General features: G+C 71.1%; 28 protein-coding genes. 12 read left to right on the forward strand and 16 right to left on the reverse strand.

The window, feature by feature from the left end; genetic code table 11:
- Positions 1-202: hypothetical protein (locus ACZ4VW_RS04085; RefSeq protein WP_467958188.1), on the forward strand; the 202-nt coding region annotated here is incomplete at its 5' end.
- 183 nt (positions 203-385) lie between these two features.
- Here ACZ4VW_RS04085 and ACZ4VW_RS04090 read toward each other — a convergent pair.
- Positions 386-1,027 carry a DNA-3-methyladenine glycosylase gene (locus ACZ4VW_RS04090; protein ID WP_467958190.1) on the reverse strand — a complete coding sequence of 214 codons (642 nt, stop codon included), beginning with the start codon at positions 1,025-1,027 and terminating at the stop codon, positions 386-388.
- Between the two features lie 102 nt (positions 1,028-1,129).
- Between ACZ4VW_RS04090 and ACZ4VW_RS04095 the strand changes: the two genes are divergently transcribed.
- From ACZ4VW_RS04095 to ACZ4VW_RS04105, 3 genes are all read left to right on the forward strand, one after another.
- Positions 1,130-1,912, forward strand: a complete 783-nt coding sequence (locus ACZ4VW_RS04095; RefSeq protein ID WP_467958192.1) for a sporulation protein — start codon at positions 1,130-1,132, stop codon at positions 1,910-1,912.
- 42 nt (positions 1,913-1,954) lie between these two features.
- The gene (locus ACZ4VW_RS04100; protein ID WP_467958194.1) at positions 1,955-2,494 is read left to right on the forward strand and encodes a YbhB/YbcL family Raf kinase inhibitor-like protein; all 540 of its coding nucleotides are present in this window, start codon (positions 1,955-1,957) and stop codon (positions 2,492-2,494) included.
- 164 nt (positions 2,495-2,658) lie between these two features.
- Positions 2,659-3,165 carry an HNH endonuclease gene (locus ACZ4VW_RS04105; protein ID WP_467958196.1) on the forward strand — a complete coding sequence of 169 codons (507 nt, stop codon included), beginning with the start codon at positions 2,659-2,661 and terminating at the stop codon, positions 3,163-3,165.
- Between the two features lie 61 nt (positions 3,166-3,226).
- Here ACZ4VW_RS04105 and ACZ4VW_RS04110 read toward each other — a convergent pair whose 3' ends face one another.
- From ACZ4VW_RS04110 to ACZ4VW_RS04125, 4 genes are all read right to left on the reverse strand, one after another.
- Positions 3,227-4,000 (reverse strand): sulfite exporter TauE/SafE family protein, encoded by a 774-nt coding sequence (locus ACZ4VW_RS04110; protein ID WP_467958198.1) that lies wholly within the window; start codon positions 3,998-4,000, stop codon positions 3,227-3,229.
- 90 nt (positions 4,001-4,090) lie between these two features.
- A complete protein-coding gene (locus ACZ4VW_RS04115; RefSeq protein ID WP_467958199.1) occupies positions 4,091-5,050 on the reverse strand; it encodes an SPFH domain-containing protein in 960 nt (319 codons plus the stop codon).
- Between the two features lie 103 nt (positions 5,051-5,153).
- Entirely contained in the window at positions 5,154-5,582 is a 429-nt protein-coding gene (locus ACZ4VW_RS04120; protein ID WP_467958201.1) for an NfeD family protein, read from the reverse strand.
- 95 nt (positions 5,583-5,677) lie between these two features.
- Positions 5,678-6,475, reverse strand: coding sequence for an ABC transporter ATP-binding protein (locus tag ACZ4VW_RS04125; protein WP_467958203.1), 798 nt, complete (start codon positions 6,473-6,475; stop codon positions 5,678-5,680).
- Positions 6,476-6,638: 163 nt separating this feature from the next.
- On the opposite strand from ACZ4VW_RS04125, the gene ACZ4VW_RS04130 reads away from it, so the two are divergent.
- Positions 6,639-7,424: a hypothetical protein gene (locus tag ACZ4VW_RS04130; RefSeq protein WP_467958205.1), complete on the forward strand. Its 786-nt coding sequence runs from the start codon at positions 6,639-6,641 to the stop codon at positions 7,422-7,424.
- Positions 7,425-7,558: 134 nt separating this feature from the next.
- Here the strand turns inward: ACZ4VW_RS04130 and ACZ4VW_RS04135 are convergent, their stop codons facing one another.
- The 3 genes from ACZ4VW_RS04135 to ACZ4VW_RS04145 form a co-directional block, all read right to left on the reverse strand.
- The gene (locus ACZ4VW_RS04135) at positions 7,559-7,801 is read right to left on the reverse strand and encodes a chaplin (RefSeq protein ID WP_467958207.1); all 243 of its coding nucleotides are present in this window, start codon (positions 7,799-7,801) and stop codon (positions 7,559-7,561) included.
- 148 nt (positions 7,802-7,949) lie between these two features.
- Positions 7,950-8,594 (reverse strand): response regulator, encoded by a 645-nt coding sequence (locus ACZ4VW_RS04140; RefSeq protein WP_467958209.1) that lies wholly within the window; start codon positions 8,592-8,594, stop codon positions 7,950-7,952.
- Positions 8,587-9,732 carry a GAF domain-containing sensor histidine kinase gene (locus ACZ4VW_RS04145; RefSeq protein ID WP_467958211.1) on the reverse strand — a complete coding sequence of 382 codons (1,146 nt, stop codon included), beginning with the start codon at positions 9,730-9,732 and terminating at the stop codon, positions 8,587-8,589. Before ACZ4VW_RS04145 ends, ACZ4VW_RS04140 begins: the two co-directional genes overlap by 8 nt.
- 172 nt (positions 9,733-9,904) lie before the next feature.
- Between ACZ4VW_RS04145 and ACZ4VW_RS04150 the strand changes: the two genes are divergently transcribed.
- From ACZ4VW_RS04150 to ACZ4VW_RS04160, 3 genes are all read left to right on the forward strand, one after another.
- A complete protein-coding gene (locus ACZ4VW_RS04150) occupies positions 9,905-10,603 on the forward strand; it encodes an SDR family NAD(P)-dependent oxidoreductase (protein ID WP_467958213.1) in 699 nt (232 codons plus the stop codon).
- A complete protein-coding gene (locus ACZ4VW_RS04155; protein ID WP_467958215.1) occupies positions 10,600-11,895 on the forward strand; it encodes an S-adenosylmethionine:tRNA ribosyltransferase-isomerase in 1,296 nt (431 codons plus the stop codon). The genes ACZ4VW_RS04150 and ACZ4VW_RS04155 overlap by 4 nt, the downstream gene beginning before the upstream one ends.
- A 290-nt stretch (positions 11,896-12,185) precedes the next feature.
- On the forward strand, positions 12,186-12,935 hold the full coding sequence (locus tag ACZ4VW_RS04160; RefSeq protein ID WP_467958217.1) for a transglycosylase SLT domain-containing protein: 750 nt from the start codon (positions 12,186-12,188) through the stop codon (positions 12,933-12,935).
- A 73-nt stretch (positions 12,936-13,008) separates the two neighbouring features.
- Here ACZ4VW_RS04160 and ACZ4VW_RS04165 read toward each other — a convergent pair whose 3' ends face one another.
- Positions 13,009-15,600, reverse strand: a complete 2,592-nt coding sequence (locus ACZ4VW_RS04165; RefSeq protein ID WP_467958219.1) for an ABC transporter ATP-binding protein/permease — start codon at positions 15,598-15,600, stop codon at positions 13,009-13,011.
- A 506-nt stretch (positions 15,601-16,106) separates the two neighbouring features.
- On the opposite strand from ACZ4VW_RS04165, the gene serB reads away from it, so the two are divergent.
- Positions 16,107-17,321 carry a phosphoserine phosphatase SerB gene (serB, locus tag ACZ4VW_RS04170; protein WP_467958221.1) on the forward strand — a complete coding sequence of 405 codons (1,215 nt, stop codon included), beginning with the start codon at positions 16,107-16,109 and terminating at the stop codon, positions 17,319-17,321.
- Between the two features lie 114 nt (positions 17,322-17,435).
- Here the strand turns inward: serB and ACZ4VW_RS04175 are convergent, their stop codons facing one another.
- The 4 genes from ACZ4VW_RS04175 to ACZ4VW_RS04190 form a co-directional block, all read right to left on the reverse strand.
- On the reverse strand, positions 17,436-17,954 hold the full coding sequence (locus ACZ4VW_RS04175; RefSeq protein ID WP_467958223.1) for a SixA phosphatase family protein: 519 nt from the start codon (positions 17,952-17,954) through the stop codon (positions 17,436-17,438).
- A 47-nt stretch (positions 17,955-18,001) separates the two neighbouring features.
- Positions 18,002-18,226 carry a hypothetical protein gene (locus ACZ4VW_RS04180; protein ID WP_467958225.1) on the reverse strand — a complete coding sequence of 75 codons (225 nt, stop codon included), beginning with the start codon at positions 18,224-18,226 and terminating at the stop codon, positions 18,002-18,004.
- Positions 18,227-18,405: 179 nt separating this feature from the next.
- Positions 18,406-18,522, reverse strand: a complete 117-nt coding sequence (locus tag ACZ4VW_RS04185) for an SGM_5486 family transporter-associated protein (RefSeq protein ID WP_261992078.1) — start codon at positions 18,520-18,522, stop codon at positions 18,406-18,408.
- Positions 18,523-18,539: 17 nt separating this feature from the next.
- Entirely contained in the window at positions 18,540-19,862 is a 1,323-nt protein-coding gene (locus ACZ4VW_RS04190) for a CynX/NimT family MFS transporter (protein ID WP_467958228.1), read from the reverse strand.
- A 64-nt stretch (positions 19,863-19,926) separates the two neighbouring features.
- Here ACZ4VW_RS04190 and ACZ4VW_RS04195 point away from each other — a divergent pair, with 64 nt between their 5' ends.
- A complete protein-coding gene (locus ACZ4VW_RS04195; RefSeq protein ID WP_467958230.1) occupies positions 19,927-20,631 on the forward strand; it encodes a FadR/GntR family transcriptional regulator in 705 nt (234 codons plus the stop codon).
- Here the strand turns inward: ACZ4VW_RS04195 and ACZ4VW_RS04200 are convergent.
- From ACZ4VW_RS04200 to fabG, 3 genes are all read right to left on the reverse strand, one after another.
- Positions 20,585-20,980: a hypothetical protein gene (locus tag ACZ4VW_RS04200; protein ID WP_467958232.1), complete on the reverse strand. Its 396-nt coding sequence runs from the start codon at positions 20,978-20,980 to the stop codon at positions 20,585-20,587. The two genes, ACZ4VW_RS04195 and ACZ4VW_RS04200, sit on opposite strands and share 47 nt — an antisense overlap.
- A gap of 207 nt (positions 20,981-21,187) precedes the next feature.
- Entirely contained in the window at positions 21,188-21,973 is a 786-nt protein-coding gene (gene fabI / locus ACZ4VW_RS04205) for an enoyl-ACP reductase FabI (RefSeq protein ID WP_467958234.1), read from the reverse strand.
- Positions 21,974-21,977: 4 nt separating this feature from the next.
- On the reverse strand, positions 21,978-22,682 hold the full coding sequence (fabG, locus tag ACZ4VW_RS04210; protein ID WP_467958236.1) for a 3-oxoacyl-[acyl-carrier-protein] reductase: 705 nt from the start codon (positions 22,680-22,682) through the stop codon (positions 21,978-21,980).
- Between the two features lie 186 nt (positions 22,683-22,868).
- Between fabG and ACZ4VW_RS04215 the strand changes: the two genes are divergently transcribed.
- Together ACZ4VW_RS04215 and ACZ4VW_RS04220 are read left to right on the forward strand one after the other, a co-directional pair.
- Positions 22,869-24,401, forward strand: a complete 1,533-nt coding sequence (locus tag ACZ4VW_RS04215) for a TldD/PmbA family protein (RefSeq protein ID WP_467958238.1) — start codon at positions 22,869-22,871, stop codon at positions 24,399-24,401.
- Entirely contained in the window at positions 24,398-25,789 is a 1,392-nt protein-coding gene (locus ACZ4VW_RS04220; protein WP_467958240.1) for a metallopeptidase TldD-related protein, read from the forward strand. Before ACZ4VW_RS04215 ends, ACZ4VW_RS04220 begins: the two co-directional genes overlap by 4 nt.
- Positions 25,790-25,810: the final 21 nt, after the last annotated feature.

Raw genomic sequence — 25,810 nt, forward strand, 5'->3', positions numbered from 1 at the left:
GTTGATTTTTGGCACGCTGTTGAGTTCTCAAGGAACGGACGCTTCCTTCGTACTCACCCTCTCGGGCTTTCCTCCGGGCTTTTCCCTTCGGTCTTTCGTGTTTCCAACCTTACCAGATCCGTTTTCCGTTCCGTTTCCGGTTCGGATTTTGTTTCCGGCGGCCGATTGGGGCCTTTGCCTTTCGGCGTGTTCACTACTTTAGCCGAATTCCCCGGCGGCTCATAATCGAGCCATTCGGATCAGCTTTCGGCATGCCGAAAGCCGCACCCTGTGGGGGTTCGTTGTGGGTAGTTTTGGTGGCCGCCCCGGGGTGCTCCAACAAGCACTGCCCGTCTCAAGCGGCTCGGACTACATTAGGCGCCCCCAGCATCTGGGTCAAGTCCCGTCAAGAGGTCCTCCTGCGGGGCACGTGGGCGCGGTACGGGCTCACCGTCGGGTCGGCGTCGATCCAGAAGCGCCAGGGGTGCGGAGCCCCCTCGCCGCCCACGCCCGTGCGTGGACCGCTGCGCACCTGGTCGGACGGGGGCGGGGTGCCGGTGAGGACGGACAGCGGGGCGTCCCCGTCCCCGCAGGTGTCGGTGCCGTTCATGGAGAGGGTGACGTCGAGGGCGGTGGCGAGGCGGGCCGGGCCTTTGGCCAGTTCTGTGTCGTACCGGGCCGAGAGTCGACGGGGACGTGCCTGTTCCGCGCCCACCAGGATCTCCCCCGCGCGCAGCAGGACCCCGCTCGCGTGCCCCTCCGGGCCGCACACCAGGTTGAGGCAGTGCCACATCCCGTAGGTGAAGTAGACGTACGCGTGTCCGGGCGGGCCGAACATCACGGCGTTGCGTGCGGTGCGGCCGCGGAAGGCGTGGGAGCCCGGGTCGATCGCGCCGGCGTACGCCTCCACCTCCGTGAGGCGGAGTTCCATGCGGCCCTCCTTCGAGGTCCGCACGAGCGTGCGGCCGAGCAGATCGGGCGCGACCTCCAGGACGGGGCGGTCGAAGAAGGCCCGCGGGAGCGGCGTACGGTCGGGGCTCTCGCTCATGGCGTCCGAGCGTACTGGGAGCCCCGGGAAGCAAGGGGAACCGGCTACGGTCGTCGCGCGTATGTAGGGGTCGAGATCAAGCGGGATCAAGAGGGAGTGTTCATGGGGTTCAAGAAGCTGCTCGCGAGCCTGGGTGCCGGCGGCGCGTCCGTCGAGACGGTGCTCACCGAGGAGAACGTCGTCCCGGGCGGCGTCGTGCAGGGTGAGGTGCGGATCCAGGGCGGTTCGGTCGACCAGCAGATCGAGGGGCTGTCCGTAGGACTGCAGGCCCGGGTCGAGGTCGAGGGAGCGGACCAGGAGACGAAGCAGGACATCGAGTTCGTCAAGGTCCGGCTCGGCGGCGCCTTCACCGTGCAGGCCGGTGCGGTGCACGTCGTACCGTTCGGGCTCGAGATTCCCTGGGAGACGCCCGTCACCGCCATCGCGGGTCAGCAGCTGCACGGGATGAACATCGGTGTGACCACCGAGCTGGAGATCGCCCGTGCGGTCGACTCCGGCGACCTGGACCCGATCAACGTCCACCCCCTGCCGGCGCAGCAGGCGATCCTGGACGCCTTCCTCCAGCTGGGCTTCCGCTTCAAGAACGCGGACATGGAGCGCGGTCACATCCGGGGCACCCGGCAGAAGCTGCCGTTCTACCAGGAGATCGAGTTCTTCCCGCCGCAGCAGTACCGCGGCCTGAACCAGGTCGAGGTCAGCTTCGTCGCGGACGACCGGGAGATGGACGTCGTCCTGGAGATGGACAAGAAGCCGGGTCTGTTCAGCGAGAGCAGCGACTCGTTCCGCGCGTTCAAGGTCGGTCTGAACGACTTCCACACGACCGACTGGGCGGCTTACCTCAACCAGTGGCTCGCCGACGTCGGTGGCAAGCGCAACTGGCTCTAGGCTCGGCCTCGTACAGCAAGGCAGCGATACGGAGGTACGGACGTGGCCGAGGGGAAGAGGGCACCGCTCCCTCACGACTTCCATCCGCCGGTGCCGGCGTTCACCGTGGTGAGCGACGACATCGTGCCGGACGGTGTGCTGAAGGAAGCGCAGGTGTACGCGGCGGGGAACACCTCGCCCCAGCTGAGCTGGGAGGGTTTCCCGGCGGAGACGAAGAGCTTCGCCGTCACCTGCTTCGACCCCGACGCGCCGACGGGCAGCGGATTCTGGCACTGGGTGCTGTTCGACATCCCGGCGTCGGTGACGGAACTGCCGGTGGGCGCGGGCTCGGGGTCCTTCGAAGGGCTGCCGGCCGGCGCCGTGCACGCGCGGAACGACTACGGGTCCCGGGACTTCGGCGGTGCCGCTCCCCCGGCCGGAGACGGTCCCCACCGCTATGTGTTCACGGTGTACGCCTTGGACCGCGAGAAGCTGGGACCGGATGCCGACGCCTCGCCCGCGGCCGTCGGTTTCCATCTGCGCTTCCACGCGCTGGCGCGTGCCCAGCTGATCGGCGAGTACGAGGTTCCCGCGGACAGCTGAGCGTTCGTTTGTTGTTTGCCCGCTTCTGGTCTTGGAGAGATCAGAAGCGGGCATCTTTCGTTGCGCACGGATATTGCGTTGTCCAACCCGGCGCGCCCGGCCAGAGTTGATCCCAGCCCGGAGCCCTGCCACGGGGCTGGGCCGGCACACGGGAGGTGGGCACAATGCGGGACACGCTGGTACTGAACGCGAGCTTCGAGCCGCTTTCGACGGTCACACTCAACCGTGCGGTGGTGCTTGTCCTGCAGGACAAGGCCGTCGTGGAGCAGGAGCATCCCGATCTTCGCATGCGTGCCGCCGCGGTGGACATTCCGGTGCCCCGGGTGATCAGGCTCTGCCGCTACGTACGGGTGCCGTTCCGAAGACAGGCTCCTTGGTCGAGGCGGGGGGTGCTGATCCGGGACCAGCACCGGTGCGCGTACTGCGGGAGACGCGCGACGACCGTGGACCATGTGGTGCCGCGGGCGCAGGGTGGCGGGGACACCTGGCTGAACACGGTGGCGTCGTGTGCCGAGGACAATCACCGCAAGGCGGACCGTACGCCGGAGCAGGCGGGGATGCCGCTGCTGCGCGAGCCGTTCGTGCCGACGCCGGCGGACGCGATGCTGCTGGCGATGCGGGCCGGTGAGCGGTCCGAGCTGCCGCAGTGGCTGGCCGACTCGGCGGCGTAGGAACGGATTTCGTCGACGGATGCGGGCCCGCCTCCCCGGTCGGGAGGCGGGCCCTGGTCGTTCAGCGGAGCAGCAGTTGCACGATGGCCGCGGTGCCGACCGCCACGATGAAGCCGCGCAGGACGGGTGGCGGAAGGCGGCGGCCGACCTTGGCGCCGATCTGGCCGCCGATCGCCGAGCCGACGGCGATGAGCAGGACGGCCGTCCAGTCGAAGTCGGCGACGAACAGGAAGAAGAGCGCGGCGATGCTGTTGACGATCGCGGCGAGGACGTTCTTGACGGCGTTGAGGCGCTGGAGGGTGTCGGCGAGGAGCACGCCCATGAGGGAGAGGTAGATGATCCCCTGGGCGGCGGTGAAGTAGCCGCCGTAGACGCTGGCGAGGAGCAGTCCGGTCAGGAGGAGGGGGCCGCCGTCGGGGTCTCCGTGCGTGCCGTTGCGGTCGCGGCGGGCCTGGACCGCCTTGGAGAGCCGGGGCTGGAGGACGACCAGGACCAGCGCGAGGGCGACGAGGACGGGGACGATCGTCTCGAACGCCCGGGCCGGGAGCATCAACAGCAGGACGGCTCCGCAGAGTCCGCCGATCGCGGCGACGGTGCCGAGACGCAGGATGCGGCGGCGCTGGCCCCTGAGTTCCTCGCGGTAGCCGATGGCTCCGCTGATGGAGCCGGGGATGAGGCCGAGCGCGTTGGAGACGGTGGCCGTGACCGGGGGCAGTCCGGTCAGGAGGAGGACGGGGAACGTGATCAGCGTTCCCGATCCGACGATGGTGTTGATGGTGCCGGCTCCGACGCCGGCCGCGAAGACGGCCAGGACTTCCCAGATGGACAACGCCATCTCCTCACAGGATCAGTGGCTCGCCTCCCCGCCCTGACGTCCGTCGGGGTCGAGGGGCTCGCACCGATCATGCACGACCGCGTGGATGTGTCAGTCGACCGGGGGCGCTTCGCGGCGCTCGGTCTCGTTGCCCGTACGGCTGCCGGGCACCGCGCCGGTGTTGAAGCCGGGGGCTCCGTTGCCCAGGTTGCCGAAGGCGCCGGAGAGGCCCTTGAGGGCGTCGCCGATCTCGCTGGGCACGATCCAGAGCTTGTTGGCGTCGCCCTCGGCGATCTTCGGGAGCATCTGGAGGTACTGGTACGAGAGGAGCTTCTGGTCCGGGTCTCCGGCGTGGATGGCCTCGAAGACCGTGCGGACGGCCTGGGCCTCGCCCTCGGCCCGCAGGGCGGCGGCCTTGGCCTCACCCTCGGCGCGGAGGATCGCGGACTGCTTCTCGCCCTCGGCGGTGAGGATCTGCGACTGGCGGATGCCCTCGGCGGTGAGGATCGCGGCGCGCTTGTCGCGGTCGGCGCGCATCTGCTTCTCCATCGAGTCCTGGATGGAGGTCGGCGGCTCGATCGCCTTGAGCTCGACGCGGTTGACGCGGATGCCCCACTTGCCGGTGGCCTCGTCGAGGACGCCGCGCAGGGCGGCGTTGATCTCCTCGCGGGAGGTGAGGGTCCGCTCCAGGTCCATGCCGCCGATGATGTTGCGCAGGGTGGTGACGGTGAGCTGCTCGATCGCCTGGATGTAGCTGGCGACTTCGTAGGTCGCGGCCCTGGCGTCGGTCACCTGGTAGTAGATGACGGTGTCGATGTTGACGACCAGGTTGTCCTGGGTGATCACCGGCTGAGGCGGGAACGGGACGACCTGTTCGCGGAGGTCGATACGGTTGCGGATGGAGTCGATGAAGGGGACGACGATGTTCAGACCGGCGTTGAGCGTGCGGGTGTAGCGGCCGAAGCGCTCCACGATCGCGGCGCTCGCCTGCGGGATGACCTGGATCGTCTTGATCAGGGCGATGAAGACAAGCACCACCAGAATGATCAGGACGATGATGACTGCTGACATCGTGTTTCCCCGTGCCCTTCGCTACCGGTTGACTGCCGGGTTGTTTTCGATGATCGAGTTTCCCAGACGGCACGCCGTCGTGTGGGGGGTTCGGGGGGTTCGGTCACATGACCACGGCGGTCGCGCCGTCGATCTCGACGACGTCGACCTGTTCGCCCGGCTCGAAGGACTGCCCGGAGTCGAGCGTACGGGCGGACCAGATCTCCCCGGCGAGCTTGATGCGGCCGCCGGTGCCGTCGACCCGTTCCAGGACGACGGCTTGACGGCCCCTCAGGGCGTCGATCCCGCTGGCGTGCTGGGGCGGGCCGCTGCGGTGGCGGGCCGCGATGGGGCGTACCACCGCGAGGAGCGCGACCGAGACGACGACGAAGACGACCACCTGCGCGACGATGCCGAAGCCGAGACCTGCGGTCACGGCTCCGGCTATCGCGCCGACGGAGAACATGCCGAATTCGGGCATCGCGGTCAGAACCAGCGGAATGCCCAGTCCTACCGCGCCGATCAGCCACCAGACCCATGCGTCGATGTCCACATGGTCATGGTAGGGCGGCGGGGTGGGTCGGGGACAGGGCGCGACTCTGTGCGGAGAAGCGACGCCCGGTGTTCCCGGTTTCCGTACGCCCGCGGCTACTTGAGCGGGAGGCCCTGGGCGGTGTAGCGGTCGCCGACGTGCTCGACGACGAGCGGCAGGCCGAAGCAGAGGGAGAGGTTACGAGAGGTCAGCTCGGTCTCCATCGGGCCGGCCGCGAGCACCTTGCCCTGGCGGATCATCAGGACGTGGGTGAAGCCCGGGGCGATCTCCTCGACATGGTGGGTGACCATGATCATGGAGGGCGCGTACGGGTCACGGGCGAGGCGGCCGAGGCGGCGGACGAGGTCCTCGCGGCCACCGAGGTCGAGTCCGGCGGCGGGCTCGTCGAGGAGGAGGAGCTCGGGGTCGGTCATCATCGCGCGGGCGATCAGGGTGCGCTTGCGCTCGCCCTCGGAGAGGGTGCCGAACCTGCGGTCCAGGTATTCGGTCATGCCGAGGCGGTCGAGGAAGGCGCGGGCGCGCTGCTCGTCGACCTCGTCGTAGTCCTCGTGCCAGGTGGCGGTCATGCCGTACGCGGCGGTGAGGACGGTCTGCAGGACGGTCTGCTTCTTGGGGAGCTTCTCCGCCATGGCGATGCCGGCCATGCCGATGCGGGGGCGGAGGTCGAAGACGTCCGTGCCGACGCCGCCGAGCTGCTCGCCGAGGACGCGGGCGGTGCCGCCGGACGGGAAGAGGTAGCTGGAGGCGATGTTGAGGAGGGTGGTCTTGCCGGCGCCGTTGGGGCCGAGGATCACCCAGCGCTCGCCCTCCTTGACCGACCACGAGACATCGTCCACCAGAGCCCGTCCGTCGCGGACCACGGATACGTCCACCAGCTCCAGTACATCGCTCATGAGCGCGTTGTCTCCCCTTGCGGTCGAGTCGAGTCGTCGCCGTGCGCCTGTGGGCGCGGCGTCCAGGGAAAACCTACGCCACTGTCGGAGCGGGCCGGTCCTTAGGTGGGTCCTTAGTCCGGTGGTTCCCCGCTCGGGTGCGGGGAGTCCCTAGGCTGGGGGCATGCTTTCGGAACCACGCTCAGGACGCCTGGCCGCTTGGGGCAATGCCCTGTTGGCCGGATCGGTATCGCCGGACGACGCGGTGTCGGCCATCGTCGGGGAGGACGCGGCGCACCGCGTCGAGGGACTGCCGGGCGAGGCCGGGCAGGTCGGCCTCACCCTGGCGCTGGGCCGGCTGCGGCGGCTCGGGGTGTCCGGGTGGCGGGTGGCGCTTCCGGCGCCGGGGCATCCGCTGGGTCTGAGCGGGCCGCCGGACTTCAACGCGCGGGCGCTGGAGGCGGAGGAGGCGGTGGTCGGGTTCGGCGCTCCGTACGGTCTGGTGCCGGAGGTCACGGAGGTGGGTCCGCCGGGTGATGTGCACGTGGAGGTCATCTGGCACTGCCTGACGGTGCGGGAGGCACCGCCGGCGGACGTGCCGTCGCTCGGTGAGGCGGAGCGGGAGCTGACGGAGGCGCTGCGCGAGGCGACGGCCGTGCTGACGAGGCTGGACGTGGCGGCTTCGGGGCCGGTGGCGGACGCGGCGCGCGAGGCGTACCGGGCGCGGGCGGAGGTGGGTCGCGAGGTGCTGGCCCCGGGTTACCCGGCGCGGGCGGTGCGGGTGCTGGAGCTGGCCCAGCGGGTGGGGCTGCTGGTCGACCTCGCCTACGACCACGGTCATGGCGGCGCGGTCAGCGCCTCGGAGATGGCGGCGCGAGGCAGTGCGTTGCGGCCGGTGGAGCGGGTGGCCCGGCGGGCGCAGGTGGCGGCGTACAACGCGTATGTGGAGGAGCGCGAACGGGATCGCTGAGTGGCTGGGCGCCGAGCCGTGGGACCGCTCGTTCGTCCCGGCTCGCGGCGGGTGTCGGCCGTCGTGGCGGTGGGAGAAGGGGAAAGCCCGGCCCCCGGGGGTCGTCCGGGGGCCGGGCTGGTCGCGCGGGGGCGTCAGTGGTTGACGGCGTCGTTCCCGAAGGCCGGGTTGAGCAGGCCGATGACGTTGACCGTGTTGCCGGAGACGTTCACGGGGACGTGGACCGGGGCCTGCACCAGGTTGCCGGACACGATGCCCGGCGAACCGATGGCCTTGCCGTGCGCCTCCGCGCCGTGGGCGGAGGCGACACCCGCACCGGCGGCGACGATGCCACCGGCGACCATGGTGAGGGCAGCGGCCTTCTTGAGGTTCTTCACGTTCGGGTTCCTCCTGGTATTCGCCGCGGCCGGCCGCCGCAGCACGCCCTGAAGAACGCCGCCGCACCCGCTGGGTTGCGCCAAATGGGGGACATCCACCCGACGGTATGAAGAAGGGAACGGAGGTGCCCCTTCCGTCTCACGCGTTTCAGGAGGTCAGGCCGTGCCGCACCGCCCAGAGCGCCGCCTGCGTCCGGTCCGCCAGGTCGAGCTTCATCAGGATGTTCGAGACGTGCGTCTTGACCGTCTTCTCCGAGAGGACGAGCGCCCGGGCGATCTCCCGGTTGGACCGGCCGTCCGCGATCAGGCCGAGGACCTCGCGCTCCCGCTCGGTGAGCGTCGAGCCGCGGCCGGTGCCGCCGTGTCCCTCCTCCTGGGAGAGCAGCGCCCCGGCCACCTCCGGCTGGAGCAGCACGTGCCCCGCGTGGACGGAGCGGATGGCGCCGGCCAGGGCGTCCGGGTCGATGTCCTTGTAGACGTACCCCGAGGCGCCCGCGCGCAGGGCGGGGACGACCGTGCGCTGCTCGGTGAAGCTGGTGACGATCAGCACCTTCGCCGGGTTGGCCAGCTCGCGCAGCTTCCGCAGTGCCTCGATGCCGTCCGTGCCGGGCATCTTGACGTCCATCAGCACGACGTCGGGCCGCAGCTCCTCGGCGCGTGCGATGCCCTCGGCGCCGTCGGCCGCCTCCCCCACGACCTCTATGTCGTCCTGGACCTCCAGGAAGGTCCGCAGGCCGCGCCGGACCACCTGGTGGTCGTCGACCAGCAGGACGCGGATGACCTTGTCAGCCACCGGGGACCTCCATCTCGATCGTGGTGCCTCGGCCCGGTGCCGATGTCACGGTGAGTGTGCCGCCGACCCCGCCGGCCCGGTCCCGCATGGAGACGAGGCCGAGGTGCCGGCCCGCCCTGCGGACCGTGCGGGGGTCGAACCCCTTGCCGTCGTCGGTGACGGTCAGCAGCGCGCCCTGACCGCTGCGGACCAGGGAGACGGAGACGAGCTTCGGTTCCGCGTGCCGCAGGGCGTTGTGCAGAGCCTCCTGGGCGACCCGGAGCATGGCCTCCTCCTGCGCGGCGGGCAGCGCGCGGACGCCCGAGCTCTCGAACGTGACCCGGGCGCTGTGGGCCCGGTCGAGGACCTGCACCTGCGTACGGAGGGTGTGGACGAGCCCGTCCTCGTCGAGCGCGGCCGGCCGCAGCTCCACGACGGCGGCGCGCAGCTCGTCCGCGGCCTCGGCGGCGAGGGCCGCGACCTGCTGGAGCTCGCCCTTGGCGCGGGCGGGGTCCCGGTCGACGAGGGCGGCCGCGGCCTGGGCGGTGAGCCGCAGCGAGAAGAGCTTCTGGCTGACGGCGTCGTGCAGCTCGTGGGCGAGGCGCGAGCGCTCCTCGGCGATGGTGAGCTCGCGGCTGCGCTCGTACAGCCTGGCGTTGGTCAGGGCGATGGCGGCGTGCTGGGCGAGGATCGACAGCAGCTCCTCGTCCTCGGCGGTGAAGCCGCAGCCGCCGTCCGGCCTGGGGCAGCGTTTGTTGGCGAGGAAGAGGGCGCCGATGGTCTCCTCGCCGTCCTGGATGGGCAGGCCGAGGAAGTCGGACATCTCCGGGTGGGCGGCGGGCCAGCCCTCGAAGCGGGGGTCCTTGCGGACGTCCGCGAGGCGCTCGGGCTCCGCCTTGTGGAGCATGGCCGCGAGGATGCCGTGCTGGCGTGGCAGGGGGCCGATGGCCCGCCACTGCTCGTCGCTGACGCCGTCGACGACGAACTGGGCGAAGCCGCCGTGGTCGTCGGGGACGCCCAGGGCCGCGTACTCGGCGTCGAGGAGCTCACGGGCGGAGGCCACGATCGTCTTGAGGACGTCGCGCACCTCCAGGTGGCGGCTCATCGCCAGCAGCGCGGTGCTCACGGCGGCCAGCCCCGAGCTCGGTCGATGACTCATGAATTCACCGTACCGGTGGCCGGTGACGGTGCGTATCCGCCTGTGGACGGCCACCGACCGGGACCGCGGGACTAGGTCGAAGTGCCTTGTGCGGTCGGGGCCCGCGGACGAGGCGGCGGGACGGGCCGCGGCCGGAGGGTGGATCCATCGTCAGGAGAAGGGGATGGATGTCATGCCGGTTGCGATCATCACGGGCGCGTCGAAGGGGCTGGGCCGGGCGCTGGCGAGTGCGCTGGCCGGGCGGGGCTGGGATCTGGTGCTGGACGCCCGGACGGCGAAGGTGCTCGAGGAGAGTGCGGAGGCGGCACGCGCGCGTGGCGCACGGGTGGTGGCGCTGCCCGGGGACGTGACGGACGCGGCGCACCGCCGGGAGCTGGTGGCGGCCGCGCGAAAGCTCGGCGGGCTCGATCTGCTGGTGAGCAATGCGAGCGCCCTGGGCGCCGAGCCGCTGGTGCGTGTGGACGCGCTGCCGCTGGACGGTCTGCGGGCGGCGCTGGAGACGAACGTGGTGGCCGCCCTGGGTCTCGTACAGGAGGGGCTGCCGCTGCTCAGAAAGAGCGGGGCGGGGGCGGTTGTCGCGGTGAGCTCGGACGCGGCGGTCGAGGCGTACGAGACGTGGGGCGGCTACGGGGCGTCGAAGGCGGCGCTCGACCTGCTGGCGGCGGTCCTGGCGGTGGAGGAGCCGGGGCTGCGGGTGTGGGCGGTGGATCCGGGTGACATGGCGACGGACCTGTACGCGGCGGCCGTCCCCGAGGACGGCGGTCCGCGGCCGGAGCCGGAGTCGGTGGTGCCGGGGTTCCTCTCGCTGCTCGACCGCAGGCCGGCGAGCGGCCGGTACGCGGCGGCGGAGCTGGTGGAGGCGGCCCGATGAGCGCGGCGACCACCCGGTGGCGGGAGGCCGGGCCCGAGCCTGGGGCCGAGAGGGAGCCGGGAGCCGGGGGTACGGGTCCCCTGGGGGCGTCGGTGGCCGTGGGGGTGCCGGAGGAGCTGTCGGCGCGTGTCCCGGCCGAGCAGCGTGGGCCGGGTCGCGGGCGGGACGACGTGCGGTTGATGGTGTCCCGCGGGTCCGAGGTGTCGCACCACGCGTTCCGGGAGCTGCCGGGGCAGCTGCGGGCCGGAGACGTGCTCGTCGTGAACACGAGTACGACGCTCGCCGCGGCGGTGACCGGGCGGCTGGGGGCGGAGGCCGGCGGGGAGGCGGTCGTCGTGCACTTCTCGACGTGCGGGGACGACGGGCGGTGGGTGGTGGAGCTGCGGGAGCCGGACGGGGCGGGCAGCACCCGCGCGCGGCCGGGCGGTCCGGAGGGCGGGGTGGTCCGGCTGCCCGGAGGGGCCCGTCTCGTGCTGGAGGAGCCTTTGACCGCGCCCCGGGGGCCGGGGGCGTCCCGGCTGTGGTGGGCGCGGGTGGACACCTCCGTACCGGCGCTGCTCGCGCGGCACGGGAGGCCGATCCGGTACGGGTACACGGAGCGGGACCAGCCGCTGGCCGCGTATCAGACGGTCTTCGCGCTGCCCTCCCCCGACGGCGCGGGGTCGGCGGAGATGCCGAGCGCGGGGCGGCCCTTCACGGCGGCGCTCGTGGCGGAGCTGGTGAGCCGGGGTGTGCAGTTCGCTCCCCTCACCCTTCATACGGGAGTGGCGTCGGCGGAGGCCCATGAGCCTCCGTACCCGGAGCGCTTCGAGGTTCCGGCGTCGACGGCATGGCTGGTGAACGCGGCGAGGGCGGGCGGGGGCAGGGTGATCGCCGTCGGGACGACGGCCGTCCGGGCGCTCGAGTCGGCGGTCGTGCCGCGCGGTCCGGGGGCGGACGCGGCGGGCGTGGGTGCTGTGGGGGCGGACGCGGCGGGCGTGGGTGCTGTGGGGGCGGGTGCTGTGGGGGCGGTCCGAGGGGCGGCGCCGGACGCGGCGGGGGTGGTCCGGGCGGCGTCGGGGTGGACCGATCTGGTGGTGACGCCGGCGCGGGGGGTGCGGGTGGTCGACGGGCTGCTGACCGGGCTGCACGAGCCCGAGGCCTCGCATCTGCTGATGCTGGAGGCGATCGCCGGAGGGCCCGCCCTGCGCCGTGCCTATGCCGAAGCCGTACGGGAGCTCTACCTCTGGCACGAGTTCGGCGACGTCCACCTCCTCCTGCCGGACGAAGCCCCTCACCGTGCGCATTGCTGACGCAACTCCTGGTGAGTCGGCCCCGGGGCCGATGTGAGCCCGCGCATAGGACCCACGTCACTTACGAATCCCCCTAGTGGAGGGATAAAGGGCAGATGAGGACGGTGTGAGCGGGTCTCGGGCGGGTGTCCGTGCCTCGTGCACGGGCCCCTGATCCACTACCCGGGGTCGTACGTCACACCTTTGCCACAGCATTTTGCTGCCGCTAAGAATTGCAGCCGTCGCCGCCGAAAGGGCGCAGCGCCGCCCGGCCTGAGCGACCCCCCTGCTATTCGAAGAGGTAGTCCTGCATGTCTGCGAACACTTCTGGTCACAGTCGTCTGAACAAGACCCACAAGGCTTCCATCGCCGGTGTCGCCATGATCGGCGCCGCAGCCCTCGGCTTCACCCTCGTGCCCGCCAACGCCGCCACCGAGACCGAGCCGCAGGCGCTGGCCAACACGCAGCAGGTCGCCTGGGCCTACAACGCGGACAGCGCGCAGGCCAAGGCGCTGCACGCCAGTCTCACCGACCAGCACACGAGCATCGGCCTGAAGGCCAAGCAGGAGGCCGAGGCCAAGGCCAAGGCCGCCGCCGAGGCCGCCGCCAAGGCGAAGGCCGCCGCGAAGGCCAAGGCTGACGCCAAGGCGAAGGCCGAGGCCAAGGTCAAGGCCGAGGCGAAGAAGCGCGCCGAGGCGAAGGCCGCCGCGAGCCGCGCCGCCGCCCGCAAGCCGGTCTTCGCGAACAACCTCGACGGCTGGATCCGCGAGGCGCTGTTCATCATGGACAAGCACAACATCCCGGGCAGCTACGAGGGCATCCACCGCAACATCATGCGGGAGTCCAGCGGTAACCCGCGGGCCATCAACAACTGGGACATCAACGCCATCAACGGTGTCCCGTCGAAGGGCCTGCTCCAGGTCATCTACCCGACCTTCAAGACGTACCACGTGCCGGGCACCAAGTTCGACCAGTACGACCCGGTCGCGAACATCGTCGCGGCGTGCAACTACGCCGCCGACCGCTACGGCTCGATGGACAACGTGAACAGCGCCTACTGACCGTAGGCAGACGCAGACGCCGAAAGGGCGGCACCCGTGCTGGGGTGCCGCCCTTCGGCGCGTCCGGTCGGGCCTACTTGCGCATGACCTCGGGCTCGTGGCGGCGCAGCAGGCGCGCCACCGCGACACCGCAGGCGATGCCGATGAGCAGCAGGATCGTGAGGTTGAAGCCCCACTGGCCGACCGTGTGGTCCCACAGCGGGTCCAGGTTGGTCGGGTCCTTGTGGTCCCACGGGGGCATCAGGTGCGCGAGGTCGAGGGTCGAGCCCGCGGCGGCGATGGCCCAGCGGGACGGCATCAGCCAGGCGAACTGCTCCAGGCCGGGCGATCCGTACACCTGGAAGAGGATGCCGGTGAAGACGACCTGGACGATCGCGAACATGACGAGCAGCGGCATGGTCTTCTCGGCGGTCTTCACCAGCGAGGAGATGACCAGACCGAACATCATCGAGGTGAAGCCGAGCGCGATGATCGTGACGCAGAGCTCGACGGCCGGCGGCATGACCAGGCCCTCCGCGGGCAGCTCGCGGGTGGCGAAGCCGATGCCGCAGATGATCACGCCCTGCAGGGCGGTGATCAGGCCGAGGACGATGACCTTGGACATCAGGTACGCCGAGCGGGACAGGCCGGTGGCCCGCTCCCGTTCGTAGATGACCCGTTCCTTGATCAGCTCTCGTACGGAGTTGGCGGCGCCGGAGAAGCACATGCCGACCGCGAGGATCAGCATGATCGTGCCGGCGTCACCGTTGAAGCGGGACGGAGGCTTCGGCGCCGCGAGGCCGAAGTCGGCCGGGATGACGACCGAGACCAGTCCGAGGACGGCCGGCAGGATCACCATCAGGCCGATGAAGCCCTTGTCGGAGGCGATGACCGAGGAGTAGCGGCGGATCAGGGTCCACAGCTGGGAGCCCCAGCCCTGCGGCTTGGGCTGCCTGGCCATCGCCTGCTGCGGCATGTGGACCGGCTGCGCGGCGACGGCGTCGATGTCCGCGGCGTACATCTGGTAGTGCTGCGAGCCCTTCCAGCGGCCCGCCCAGTCGTAGTCGCGGTAGTTCTCGAAGGCGGAGAACACGTCGGCCCAGGTGCTGTAGCCGAAGAAGTTCAGCGCCTCCTCCGGCGGACCGAAGTAGGCCACGGAGCCACCGGGCGCCATGACGAGCAGCTTGTCGCAGAGGCCCAGCTCGGCCACCGAGTGGGTGACGACGAGGACCGTGCGGCCGTCGTCGGCCAGGCCGCGGAGCAGCTGCATGACGTCGCGGTCCATGCCCGGGTCGAGGCCGGAGGTCGGCTCGTCCAGGAAGATCAGCGAGGGCTTGGTGAGGAGCTCCAGGGCGACGGAGACGCGCTTGCGCTGGCCACCGGAGAGGGAGGTGACCTTCTTCTCCTTGTGGATGTCCAGCTTGAGCTCGCGCAGCACCTCGTCGATGCGGGCCTCGCGCTCGGCCGGGGCGGTGTCGCCGGGGAAGCGGAGCTTGGCGGCGTAGCGGAGAGCCTTCTGGACGGTCAGCTCCTTGTGCAGGATGTCGTCCTGCGGGACCAGACCGATGCGCTGGCGCAGCTCGGCGAACTGCTTGTAGAGGCTCCGGTTGTCGTAGAGGACGTCGCCCTCGTTGGCCGGGCGGTAGCCGGTCAGCGCCTTGAGCAGGGTGGACTTGCCGGAGCCGGAGGGGCCGATGACCCCGATCAGCGACTTCTCGGGGACGCCGAAGGAGACGTCCTTGAGGATCTGCTTGCCGCCGTCGACCGTGACGGTGAGGTGGCGGGCCGAGAAGGAGACCTCACCGGTGTCGACGAACTCCTCGAGCTGGCCGCCGACCATCCGGAAGGTCGAGTGACCGACACCGACGATGTCGTTGGGGCCGATGAGGACGGAGCCGCCCTTGGCGATCGGCTGACCGTTGACGTACGTGCCGTTGTGGGAGCCGAGGTCACGGATCTCGAAGCGGCCGTCGGGCGTGGCGTGGAACTCGGCGTGGTGGCGCGAGACCTGGAGGTCGGAGACGACCAGTTCGTTCTCGAGCGCACGACCGATGCGCATCACGTGGCCGAGGGACAGCTGGTGGAACATCGTCGGGCTGCGGTCGCCGTAGACCGGCGGTGCCCCCGCGGCGCCGCCGCCCTGGCCGGGCACCTTCTGCGCCAACTGCTCGACGGGACCGCCCTGTTGGTGCGGGAACTGCGGCTGACCGTGCCCCTGGGCCTGGGCCGGCTGCTGCCAGCCCTGCTGCGGGGCCTGGTGCTGCGGCGGTGCCTGGTGGGTGGCCCAGTCGGCCTGCACCGCGCCCTGCTGCGCGTTCGGGGCGGCGTGGGCCGCCTGCGCGGCGTGCGGCGCCTGGGCCGGGGCCTGCTGCTGGGCCGGGGCGCCGGCGGCGAGATTCAGCCGCGGGCCGTCGGTGGCGTTGCCGAGGTGCACGGCGGTGCCGGGGCCGATCTCCAACTGGTGGATCCGCTGCCCCTGCACGAAGGTGCCGTTGGTCGAGCCGTGGTCCTCGATGACCCAACTCCGGCCACCCCAGCTGATGGTGGCGTGTCGCCACGAGACCCTGGCGTCGTCGATCACGAGGTCGCCCTGCGGATCACGTCCCAGGGTGTATGACCTGGACGGATCGAGAGTCCAGGTCCTTCCGTTCAATTCCAGTACGAGTTCTGGCACTCCATGCCCCACTACTTGTCCCCCGATGTACCCCCGTCGCAGGGAGTCTAGGGATGGCGAACATCGGGGGGAACTATTTCAGGCCCTGCCCGTACTCCGAAAGTCGGGCGGTGTGAAGACCCCGCAGAGGCGCACGTCGGCTGCCCTGGAAGTGCCTCCGTGTGAACTGTGGAAGCAAGGAGAAACCAGCCTGGAGAGGAGTAAGCACCCATGAGCGCTGACGATCATGTTCTTATCGGGCAACTCGGCACGAACCGGAGGGTTCTGGCGCGCGCGGGCGGCCGGCACGGCCGGACCGTCCCCGTCGATGTGATTCTGGCCTCGATCGCCGGCGCGAGCGGGCGCCGGGCCCGGTCGGGGCCCAGTCGGGGCCCAGTCGGGGCCTCGGCCGGCGCCGGGCGGGCGCCGGGCGGGCGCGTCCGCGGAAGGCTACGGTGGCAGGAGTGCGACCAGTCGGGTGTCCGGTACGCGGGACGGGGGGACTGGTGGCACCCAGTGCCCGATACGGTGGAAGCACCATGAGCGCATCGCAGACCTCAGACGTTCCCACCCTTCTCGTCAAGATCTTCGGGAAGGACCGTCCCGGGATCACCGCCGGGCTCTTCGACACCCTCGCCGCCTACTCCGTCGACGTCGTGGACATCGAGCAGGTCGTGTCCCGCGGCCGTCTCGTCCTGTGCGCGCTCGTCACCGAGCCGACCGTCGCCTCCCAGGGCGAGCTGCGGGCGACCGTCCACAGCTGGGCCGAGTCGCTGAAGCTGCAGGCGGAGATCATCTCCGGCACCGGCGACAATCGTCCGCGCGGCAGTGGCCGCTCGCACGTCACCGTGCTCGGTCACCCGCTGACCGCCGAGCAGACCGCCGCCATAACGGCCAGGATCGCCGAGAACGGCGGCAACATCGACCGCATCTTCCGCCTGGCGAAGTACCCGGTGACGGCGGTCGAGTTCGCCGTGTCCGGCTGCGAGACGGAGCCGCTGCGGACCGCCCTGGCCACCCAGGCGCACGACATCGGTGTGGACGTGGCCGTCGTCTCGGCGGGGCTGCACCGCCGCGCCCAGCGGCTGGTCGTCATGGACGTGGACTCGACGCTGATCCAGGACGAGGTGATCGAGCTCTTCGCGGCGCACGCGGGCTGCGAGGACAAGGTCGCCGAGGTCACGGCGGCGGCGATGCGGGGCGAGCTGGACTTCGAGCAGTCCCTCCACGCGCGCGTGGAGCTGCTGGCCGGGCTCGACGCCTCGGTGGTGGACAAGGTCCGTGCCGAGGTACGGCTCACCCCGGGGGCCCGCACCCTCATCCGTACGCTGAAGCGGCTCGGCTACCAGGTCGGTGTGGTCTCGGGTGGGTTCACGCAGGTCACGGACGATCTCAAGGAGCGGCTGGGGCTGGACTTCGCCTCGGCGAACACCCTGGAGATCGTGGACGGGAAGCTGACCGGCCGGGTCACCGGTGAGATCGTGGACCGGGCGGGCAAGGCGCGGCTGCTGCGCCGGTTCGCGGCGGAGGCCGGGGTGCCGCTCTCCCAGACCGTGGCGATCGGCGACGGCGCCAACGACCTCGACATGCTGAACGCGGCCGGTCTCGGCGTGGCGTTCAACGCCAAACCGGTGGTGCGCAAGGCCGCCCACACCGCCGTCAACGTCCCCTTCCTCGACACCGTCCTCTACCTGCTGGGGATCACCCGCGAGGAGGTCGAGGCGGCGGACGGCGACGAGGAACTGCTGCACTGACGCGCGGCGCCCCTCCGGGCACGGAGCGTCACCGCCACCGCCCGCCGCCCCGGCCGTACGGAGAAGGGCCCGGTCGCCGCACGGCGACCGGGCCCTTCTCCGTAGGAGTACGGATCAGCCGTTCGGGGCCCAGTAGTCGAGCAGCTTGCCCACGCCGTGCTCGACGGACTTCCACGAGCCGTTGAAGCCGACCACGGCGAACGCGGAGGTCGGGAAGCCGGCGCGGTTCATCCGGGTCAGCGCGTCGCCGTCGGCCGAACCCGAAAGGGCGTCGGCGAGTGCGTGCATCCCGGGGTTGTGACCGATGACGAGGAGGTTCTCGACGTCGTCCGAGACCTCGTTCAGCAGGGCGATCAGTTCGCCGAGCGAGGCCTCGTACAGCCGCTCCTCGTAGACGGTCTTGGGCCGGTGCGGCAGCTCCGCGACGGCCAGCTTCCAGGTCTCGCGGGTTCTGACGGCGGACGAGCAGAGGGCCAGGTCGAAGGAGATTCCGGTGTCGGCGAGACGGCGGCCGGCCACGGGGGCGTCGGTGCGCCCTCGCTCGGCGAGCGGTCGCTCGTGGTCGGACACCTGGGGCCAGTCGGCCTTGGCATGCCGGAGCAGCACAATCCTGCGGGGTGTATCGACGCTCATGGGCTCCAGCTTCGCACGAAACGGGCCACCGGGCGCAGGGTGTTGGGTCAGCGGGGCAGCGTCTGCCGGATCTGCTCCAGGAGATGCCCGACCGACGCCTGGCCGCCGGCCGCGTGAGCCCCGCCCTGCCCCGCCATGAGCAGGAAGAGGGCGACGAAGGCGGCCACCGGGAGGACGAGCGCCCACCAGGGAAGCCGGGTGTCGACGCCGTCGGCGGACGGGACGGACGAGGCGGACGGGGTGAGGGTCCGGGTGTGCGTACGGGCCGACATGGCCGCCTCCGTGGGTCGGGGACCTCCGCGGCGGGGCCTGCCGCGATGTCCCCCACGCTACGGAGCGCGGTCCGCCGGTCCCATCCGGTGATCCACCCACTTCACCCTGACACCCGCCCCCTAGGGGACAGGGGGGCAAACCCCACCACGGGGTCGCCGCGCGGGCGGTGCGAGGCGGGTCAGGGTGAGGCGATCGTGGCGATGACGGCGATCACGACCGAGATCCCGAGCATCGCGCCGAGCACGAGCAGGAGCTTCTTCTGGCCGTTCTGGGGGTTCGGGTCGAGCACTGGCATGGGGACAGTCTCGCATCTCAGCATTCGTCCTCGACCGTCCGGTCCCTTCCGGCGAGGCTTCCGACGATCATCTGCGGGATCATCAGCCCGGCCATCAGGGCGATGGGGAGGCCCCAGCCGCCGCTGTGCTGGTAGAGGACGCCCACCAGGAGCGGGCCGGGGATGGAGATGAGGTAGCCGACGCTCTGCGAGAAGGCGGAGAGCCGGACGACACCGGCGGCGCTGCGTGAGCGCATGCCGATCATGGTGAGGGCGAGCGGGAACGCGCAGTTGGAGACGCCGAGGAGCAGGGCCCAGGCCCAGGCTCCGGCGGCGGGCGCGAGGTACAGGCCGGTGTAGCCGGCAAGGCCGCACAGGGCGAGGGCGACGGCGATCGGCCCCTGGTTCGTGAGCCGGGTCGCGAGGCGCGGGATGACGAAGGCGAGCGGCACGCCCATCACCATGGTGACGGCGAGCAGCACACCGGCCGTGCCGGCCGGGACGCCGGCGTCGCGGAAGATCTGCGGCATCCAGCCCATCGTGATGTACGCGCCCGTGGCCTGGAGGCCGAAGAAGACGCCGAGGGCCCAGGCGGTACGGCTGCGGGTGATCCGGAGCGGAGCGGCCGGGGAACCGGCCGAGGGGGCCGTCGCCTGGGCCGGCACGTCGGCGGTGACGGCGGCGCCGCCGGCCGGTCCCGTACCGCGGTCGCGCAGCAGCGGGATCCAGGGCAGGACGGCGAGGGCGGCGAGGATCGCCCAGACGCCGAGGCCGGTGCGCCAGCTGCCGCCGAGGGCGTCCGTCATGGGCACGGTCGCGGCGGCCGCGAGGGAGGTGCCGAGGGCGAGTGCCATGGAGTACAGGCCGGTCACGGAGCCGACGCGGTCGGGGAAGTACCGCTTGACGATGACGGGCATGAGGACGTTGCTCACGGCGATGCCCATGAGGGCGAGGGCGCTGGCGGCGAGGAAGGCGGCGGTGCCCGAGGCGAAGGGGCGGACGGCGAGGCCCGCGAAGATCGCGGCCATTCCGGCGCAGACGACGGCGGCGGGGCCGAAGCGGCGCGCGAGGCGGGGCGCGGTGATGCCGAAGACGGCGAAGCAGAGCGGGGGCACGGAGGTGAGGACGCCGGCGACGCTGCCGCTCATGTGGAGCCCGTCGCGGACCTCCTCGAGGAGGGCGCCGAGGCTGGTGATGGCGGGGCGGAGGTTGAGCGCGGCGAGAACGAGTCCGACGAGGACGACCCGGACGATCCAGGGGGCGGACCGGGCCGGTGCGGAAGACTCTCCCGCAGGGGTGGTCGGCGAGGCGGTACGGGCCGGGGGTGCGGCGGTCTCGAGGGTCTGCGGCTCGTCATGCATGAGGGCCATCATAGAATCATGGGATGATTGATTGTCCAATCCGGAACGAACTGGAAGGTGCACCATGGCGCTCGGCTCTCCCCGGCGTTCCGGGCTCTCCGATCAGGTGATCATCGAGCTGCGGAACCAGATCACCTCCGGCGAGTGGCCGGTCGGGTCGCGGATCCCGACCGAGCCGGAACTGGTCGAGCAGCTGGGCGTGGCCCGCAACACGGTGCGAGAGGCGGTCCGCGCGCTCGCGCACAACGGGCTGCTCGACATCCGGCAGGGCTCGGGCACCTACGTCGTCGCGACCAGCGAGCTCGCCGGCGTCATGCACCGGCGGTTCGCCGGGTCGGACCCTCTCGACATCGCCGAACTGCGCTCGACGCTGGAGTCCTCGGCGGCGCGGCTCGCGGCGCGGCGGCGCACGGAGCGCGATCTGAAGCAGCTCGACGCGCTGCTGGCCGGGCGCGAGGAGGCGTGGGCGTCGGGCGACGCCGAGCGGTTCGTAACGGCGGACGGCGCGTTCCACCACGCGGTGGTGGTCGCCTCACACAACGATGTGCTGACCGAGCTCTACGCCGACCTCGGGCACGTCCTGCGGCAGTGGCTGCGGGACGACGTGGGCCGGGAGCTGCGGCCGGAACACCACATGGACCACGCGCGCCTGGTGGAGGCGATCCGGGCCGGTGACGCGGAGACGGCGGCGGCCGAGGCGGCCGGCTACCCGTTCACGTGTCTCAGGAAGCTGGGGCCGGGGGAGCCGGCTCGACCGGCTGGTGCGTGAGCCAGGCGGAGCGGACCTCCTTCCAGCAGCGGCCGGTCAGCCGGGCGTAGACGGTCGGGCCCACGTCGACGGGGGCGCTGTCGGTGTCCAGGTCCCACCAGCGGTCGCACTCGACGTGCAGCCGGACGCGGTCGGTGCGGAGATAGGGGTTGTGACAGTACGCGGTGACCCGGGAGCCCTCGACGACCGTGCGGCAGGAGGCCCCGAAGTCCTCGGGCTCCTGGGCGGTGGCGGGCGGCGGGTCCTCGGCGGGAGGGGGAGCCGCCCGCACCTCGGCGGCGACGGCGAGCCCGACGAGTAGTGCGGCGGCCGAGGCTAGAGCGGCGGCCCTGCGGTGCGGCGCGCGCATGTCCCCACCTCCTCCCCGCCAGTAGCTGGAATGTCACGCTCCGGTCCAGTGTGAGGTGGTTCGCCCGACTTTTCGACTCGGGAGCGGGCGCGGTACGGCGAAGGCCGGGCGGCCCCTCCGTGGAGGGGCCGCCCGGCCTTCGCCGTGCAAGCCACGAGCTACGAATCACGAGCTGCGAGTTCCGCGCCGCGTGCTTCGTACGAGCGCCTACGCGCCGATCGCGTGCAGACCGCCGTCGACGTGCACGATCTCGCCCGTCGTCTTCGGGAACCAGTCGGACAGCAGCGCCACGATGGCGCGGCCGGCCGGCTCGGGGTCCGCGAGGTCCCACGCGAGCGGGGAACGGTTGTCCCACACACTGGCCAGCTCGGAGAAGCCCGGGATGGACTTGGCGGCCATCGAACCGAGCGGTCCGGCCGAGACCAGGTTGCAGCGGATGTTCTGCTTGCCCAGGTCACGCGCCATGTAGCGGCTCGTGGCCTCCAGTGCCGCCTTGGTCGGGCCCATCCAGTCGTACTGCGGCCAGGCGAACTGCGCGTCGAAGGTGAGGCCGACGACCGAGCCGCCCTCGTTCATCAGCGGCAGCAGCGCCATCGTCAGGGACTTCAGGGAGAAGGCCGAGACGTGCATGGCGGTGGCGACCGACTCGAACGGCGTGTTCAGGAAGTTGCCGCCGAGCGCGTCCTGCGGGGCGAAGCCGATGGAGTGCACGACGCCGTCGATGCGGTCGCCCAGGTGCTCACGGACCTGGCCCTCCAGGCGCGCGAGGTGCTCGTCGTTGGAGACGTCGAGCTCCAGGACCTTCACGTTCTCGGGCTTGGGGAGCTTCTTCGCGATGCGCTCGGTCAGCGTCGGCCGCGGCCAGGCGGTGAGGATGATCTCCGCACCCTGTTCCTGGGCCAGCTTCGCGGCGTGGAAGGCGATGGAGGACTCCATCAGCACACCGGTGATGAGGATGCGCTTGCCCTCGAGGATTCCGCCAGTGTTCGTCATGGTGTCAGTGCCCCATGCCCAATCCGCCGTCAACCGGGATGACGGCTCCAGTGATGTACGAAGCGTCGTCGGAGGCGAGGAAGGTCACCGCGGCGGCGATCTCCTCGGGCTGCGCGTAGCGGCCCAGCGGCACCTGGGACACGATGCCCTTGCGCTGCTCCTCGGTGAGCACCTTGGTCATGTCGGTGTCGACAAACCCGGGCGCGACGACATTGAACGTGATGTTGCGCGAGCCGAGCTCGCGGGCGAGGGACCGGGCGAAGCCGACCAGGCCGGCCTTGGACGCGGCGTAGTTCGCCTGCCCGGCCGAGCCCAGGAGTCCGACGACCGAGGAGATCAGGACGACGCGGCCCTTCTTGGCCCGCAGCATGCCGCGGTTGGCGCGCTTGACGACCCGGAAGGTGCCCGTGAGGTTGGTGTCCAGGACGGAGGTGAAGTCCTCCTCGGACATCCGCATGAGCAGCTGGTCCTTGGTGACGCCGGCGTTGGCCACCAGCACCTCCACCGGACCGTGCTTCTCCTCGATCTCCTTGTACGCCTGCTCCACCTGCTCGGCGTCGGTGATGTCGCACTTGACGGCGAGGAAGCCGGCCGGCGGCTCTCCGGAGCGGTACGTGATCGCGACCTTGTCGCCGGCATCGGCGAACGCGCGGGCGATGGCGAGGCCGATGCCCCGGTTGCCTCCGGTGACGAGAACCGAGCGGCTCAACGGATCACCCTTTCGATAGCGGTCTGATGTACCGAAAACCTATCGGTCCGGCGCCTCCCCCGAGGAATCGACCCCTGACAGTGGCGTACGGATGTCACTGTCGGGTCCCTACATAAAGCTCTGGGCGCGGCGGCCGAAAGCGCGACATGATCGGAGGCGACCGGTCTCACACGACAGGAGACGACTGTGCCCTCTGGGTCTCATTCACTCGACGAAGCCTTCACGGCGCTGCCGCTGCGGGCGCTCGCCGACGCCGCGCTCGCACGCGCGCGTGCCCTCGGCTCCGACCATGCCGACTTCCGTCTGGAGCGGGTGCGCAGCGCCTCATGGCGGCTGCGGGACGCCAAGCCCTCCGGCTCCTCGGACACCACGGACCTCGGGTACGCGGTCCGGGTGGTGCACGGCGGGGCCTGGGGGTTCGCCTCCGGGGTCGATCTGACCATGGACGGGGCCGCCCGAGTCGCCTCCCAGGCGGTCGCGATGGCCAAGCTCTCCGCGAAGGTGATCGCGGCGGCCGGGTCGGACGAGAGGGTGGAGCTGGCCGACGAGCCGGTGCACGCGGAGCGGACCTGGATCTCCTCGTACGAGATCAACCCCTTCGACATCCCCGCCGCGCAGAAGAGCGCGCTGCTCGCCGAGTGGAGCGCGCAGCTGCTGCGGGCGGAGGGCGTGGCGCACGTGGACGCCTCGCTGATGACCGTCCAGGAGAACAAGTTCTACGCGGACACGGCGGGCACCGTCACCACCCAGCAGCGGGTCCGGCTGCACCCGCAGCTCACCGCGGTGGCCGTGGACGAGACGACCGGTGAGTTCGACTCGATGCGGACGATCGCGCCGCCGGTCGGGCGGGGCTGGGAGTATCTGACCGGCACCGGCTGGGACTGGGACGCGGAGCTGGAGCAGATTCCCGGCTTGCTCGCCGAGAAGATGCGGGCGCCGAGCGTGGAGGCGGGGACGTACGACCTGGTGGTCGACCCGTCGAACCTCTGGCTGACGATCCACGAGTCGATCGGTCACGCCACCGAGCTGGACCGGGCGCTGGGGTACGAGGCGGCGTACGCCGGGACCTCCTTCGCCACCTTCGACCAGCTGGGGAAGCTGGCGTACGGGTCGTCGATCATGAACGTGACCGGTGACCGCACCGCCGAGCACGGGCTCGCGACCGTCGGGTACGACGACGAGGGCGTCGAGGCGCAGTCGTGGGACCTGGTCAAGGACGGCACGCTCGTCGGCTACCAGCTGGACCGGCGGATCGCGAAGCTCACGGGCCTGGGCCGGTCGAACGGCTGCGCCTTCGCGGACTCGCCCTCGCACGTTCCGGTGCAGCGGATGGCGAACGTCTCGCTGCAGCCGGATCCGGGCGGTCTCTCCACCGAGGATCTGATCGGCGGGGTCGAGCGGGGCATCTACGTGGTCGGCGACCGGTCCTGGTCGATCGACATGCAGCGCTACAACTTCCAGTTCACCGGGCAGCGCTTCTTCCGCATCGAGAACGGCAAGCTGGCCGGTCAGCTGCGGGACGTCGCGTACCAGGCGACGACGACGGACTTCTGGGGCTCGATGGAGAAGGTCGGCGGCCCGCAGACGTACGTCCTGGGTGGCGCGTTCAACTGCGGCAAGGCCCAGCCCGGCCAGGTCGCGGCGGTCTCCCACGGCTGCCCCTCCGCCCTCTTCAGGGGCGTCAACATTCTGAACACCACGCAGGAGGCCGGTCGATGAGCCGCGTCAGCAAGCCGTACGAGATCGTCGAGCGGGCCCTGGAGCTGTCCCGCGCGGACGGGTGTGTGGTCATCGCGGACGAGGAGTCCTCCGCCAATCTGCGCTGGGCGGGCAACGCGCTGACCACCAACGGCGTCACCCGGGGCAGGACGCTGACCGTCATCGCGACCGTCGACGGCTCGGAGGGCACCGCCACCGGTGTCGTCTCGCGCTCGGCGGTGACCGTGGACGAACTGGAGCCGCTGGTGCGGGCCGCGGAGGCCGCCGCCCGGGCCGCGGGGCCCGCGGAGGACGCGCAGCCGCTGGTCGAAGGCGTCGACGTCTCCCCCGACTTCACGGACGCGCCGGCCGAGACCAGCTCCGCGGTCTTCGCGGACTTCGCGCCCGCGCTCGGTGAGGCATTCGCCCGGGCCCGGGCCGGCGGGCGCGAGCTGTACGGCTTCGCCCACCATGAGCTGACCTCGACGTACCTGGGCACGTCGACGGGGCTGCGGCTGCGGCACGACCAGCCGAACGGCACCCTGGAGCTCAACGCCAAGTCCCCCGACCGTTCGCGCTCCGCGTGGGCCGGGCACTCCACCCGCGACTTCAAGGACGTCGATCCGGCGGCGGTGGACGCCGACCTGGCGCGGCGGCTGGGCTGGGCGGAGCGCCGGATCGAGCTGCCGGCCGGCCGGTACGAGACGCTGCTTCCGCCGACCGCCGTGGCCGACCTGCTGATCTACCAGCTGTGGTCCTCGGCGGCCCGGGACGCGGTGGAGGGCCGCACGGTCTTCTCGAAGCCCGGTGGGGGGACCCGGATCGGCGAGAGGCTGTCCCCGCTGCCGCTGACCCTGCGCAGCGACCCGAACGAGCCCGGCCTGGAGTCCGCGCCGTTCGTGATCGCGCACTCCTCGGGCGACGACTCCTCCGTCTTCGACAACGGTCTGCCGCTGGCGCAGACGGACTGGATGCGCGAGGGGAAGCTGGAGCATCTGATCACGACCCGGCACACGGCGGCGCTCACTCGCCTGCCCGTGGCGCCCGGGGCCGGGAACCTGATCCTGGACGGCGGCGGCGAGCGCTCGCTGGAGGAGATGGTGGCCTCCACGGAACGCGGGCTGCTGCTGACCTGCCTCTGGTACATCCGCGAGGTCGACCCGGCCACCCTGCTGCTGACGGGGCTGACGCGGGACGGCGTCTACCTCGTCGAGAACGGCGAGGTGGTCGGCGAGGTGAACAACTTCCGGTTCAACGAGTCGCCGGTGGATCTGCTGTCGCGGGCCTCGGAGGCGGGACGGACCGAGAAGACGCTGCCGCGCGAGTGGAGCGACTGGTTCACCCGGGCGGCGATGCCGGCTCTGCGGGTGCCGGACTTCAACATGAGCTCGGTCAGCAAGGGTGTCTGACCCCCATAGACTGACTCACGG

This window comes from Streptomyces sp. NPDC029139, from assembly GCF_055564335.1.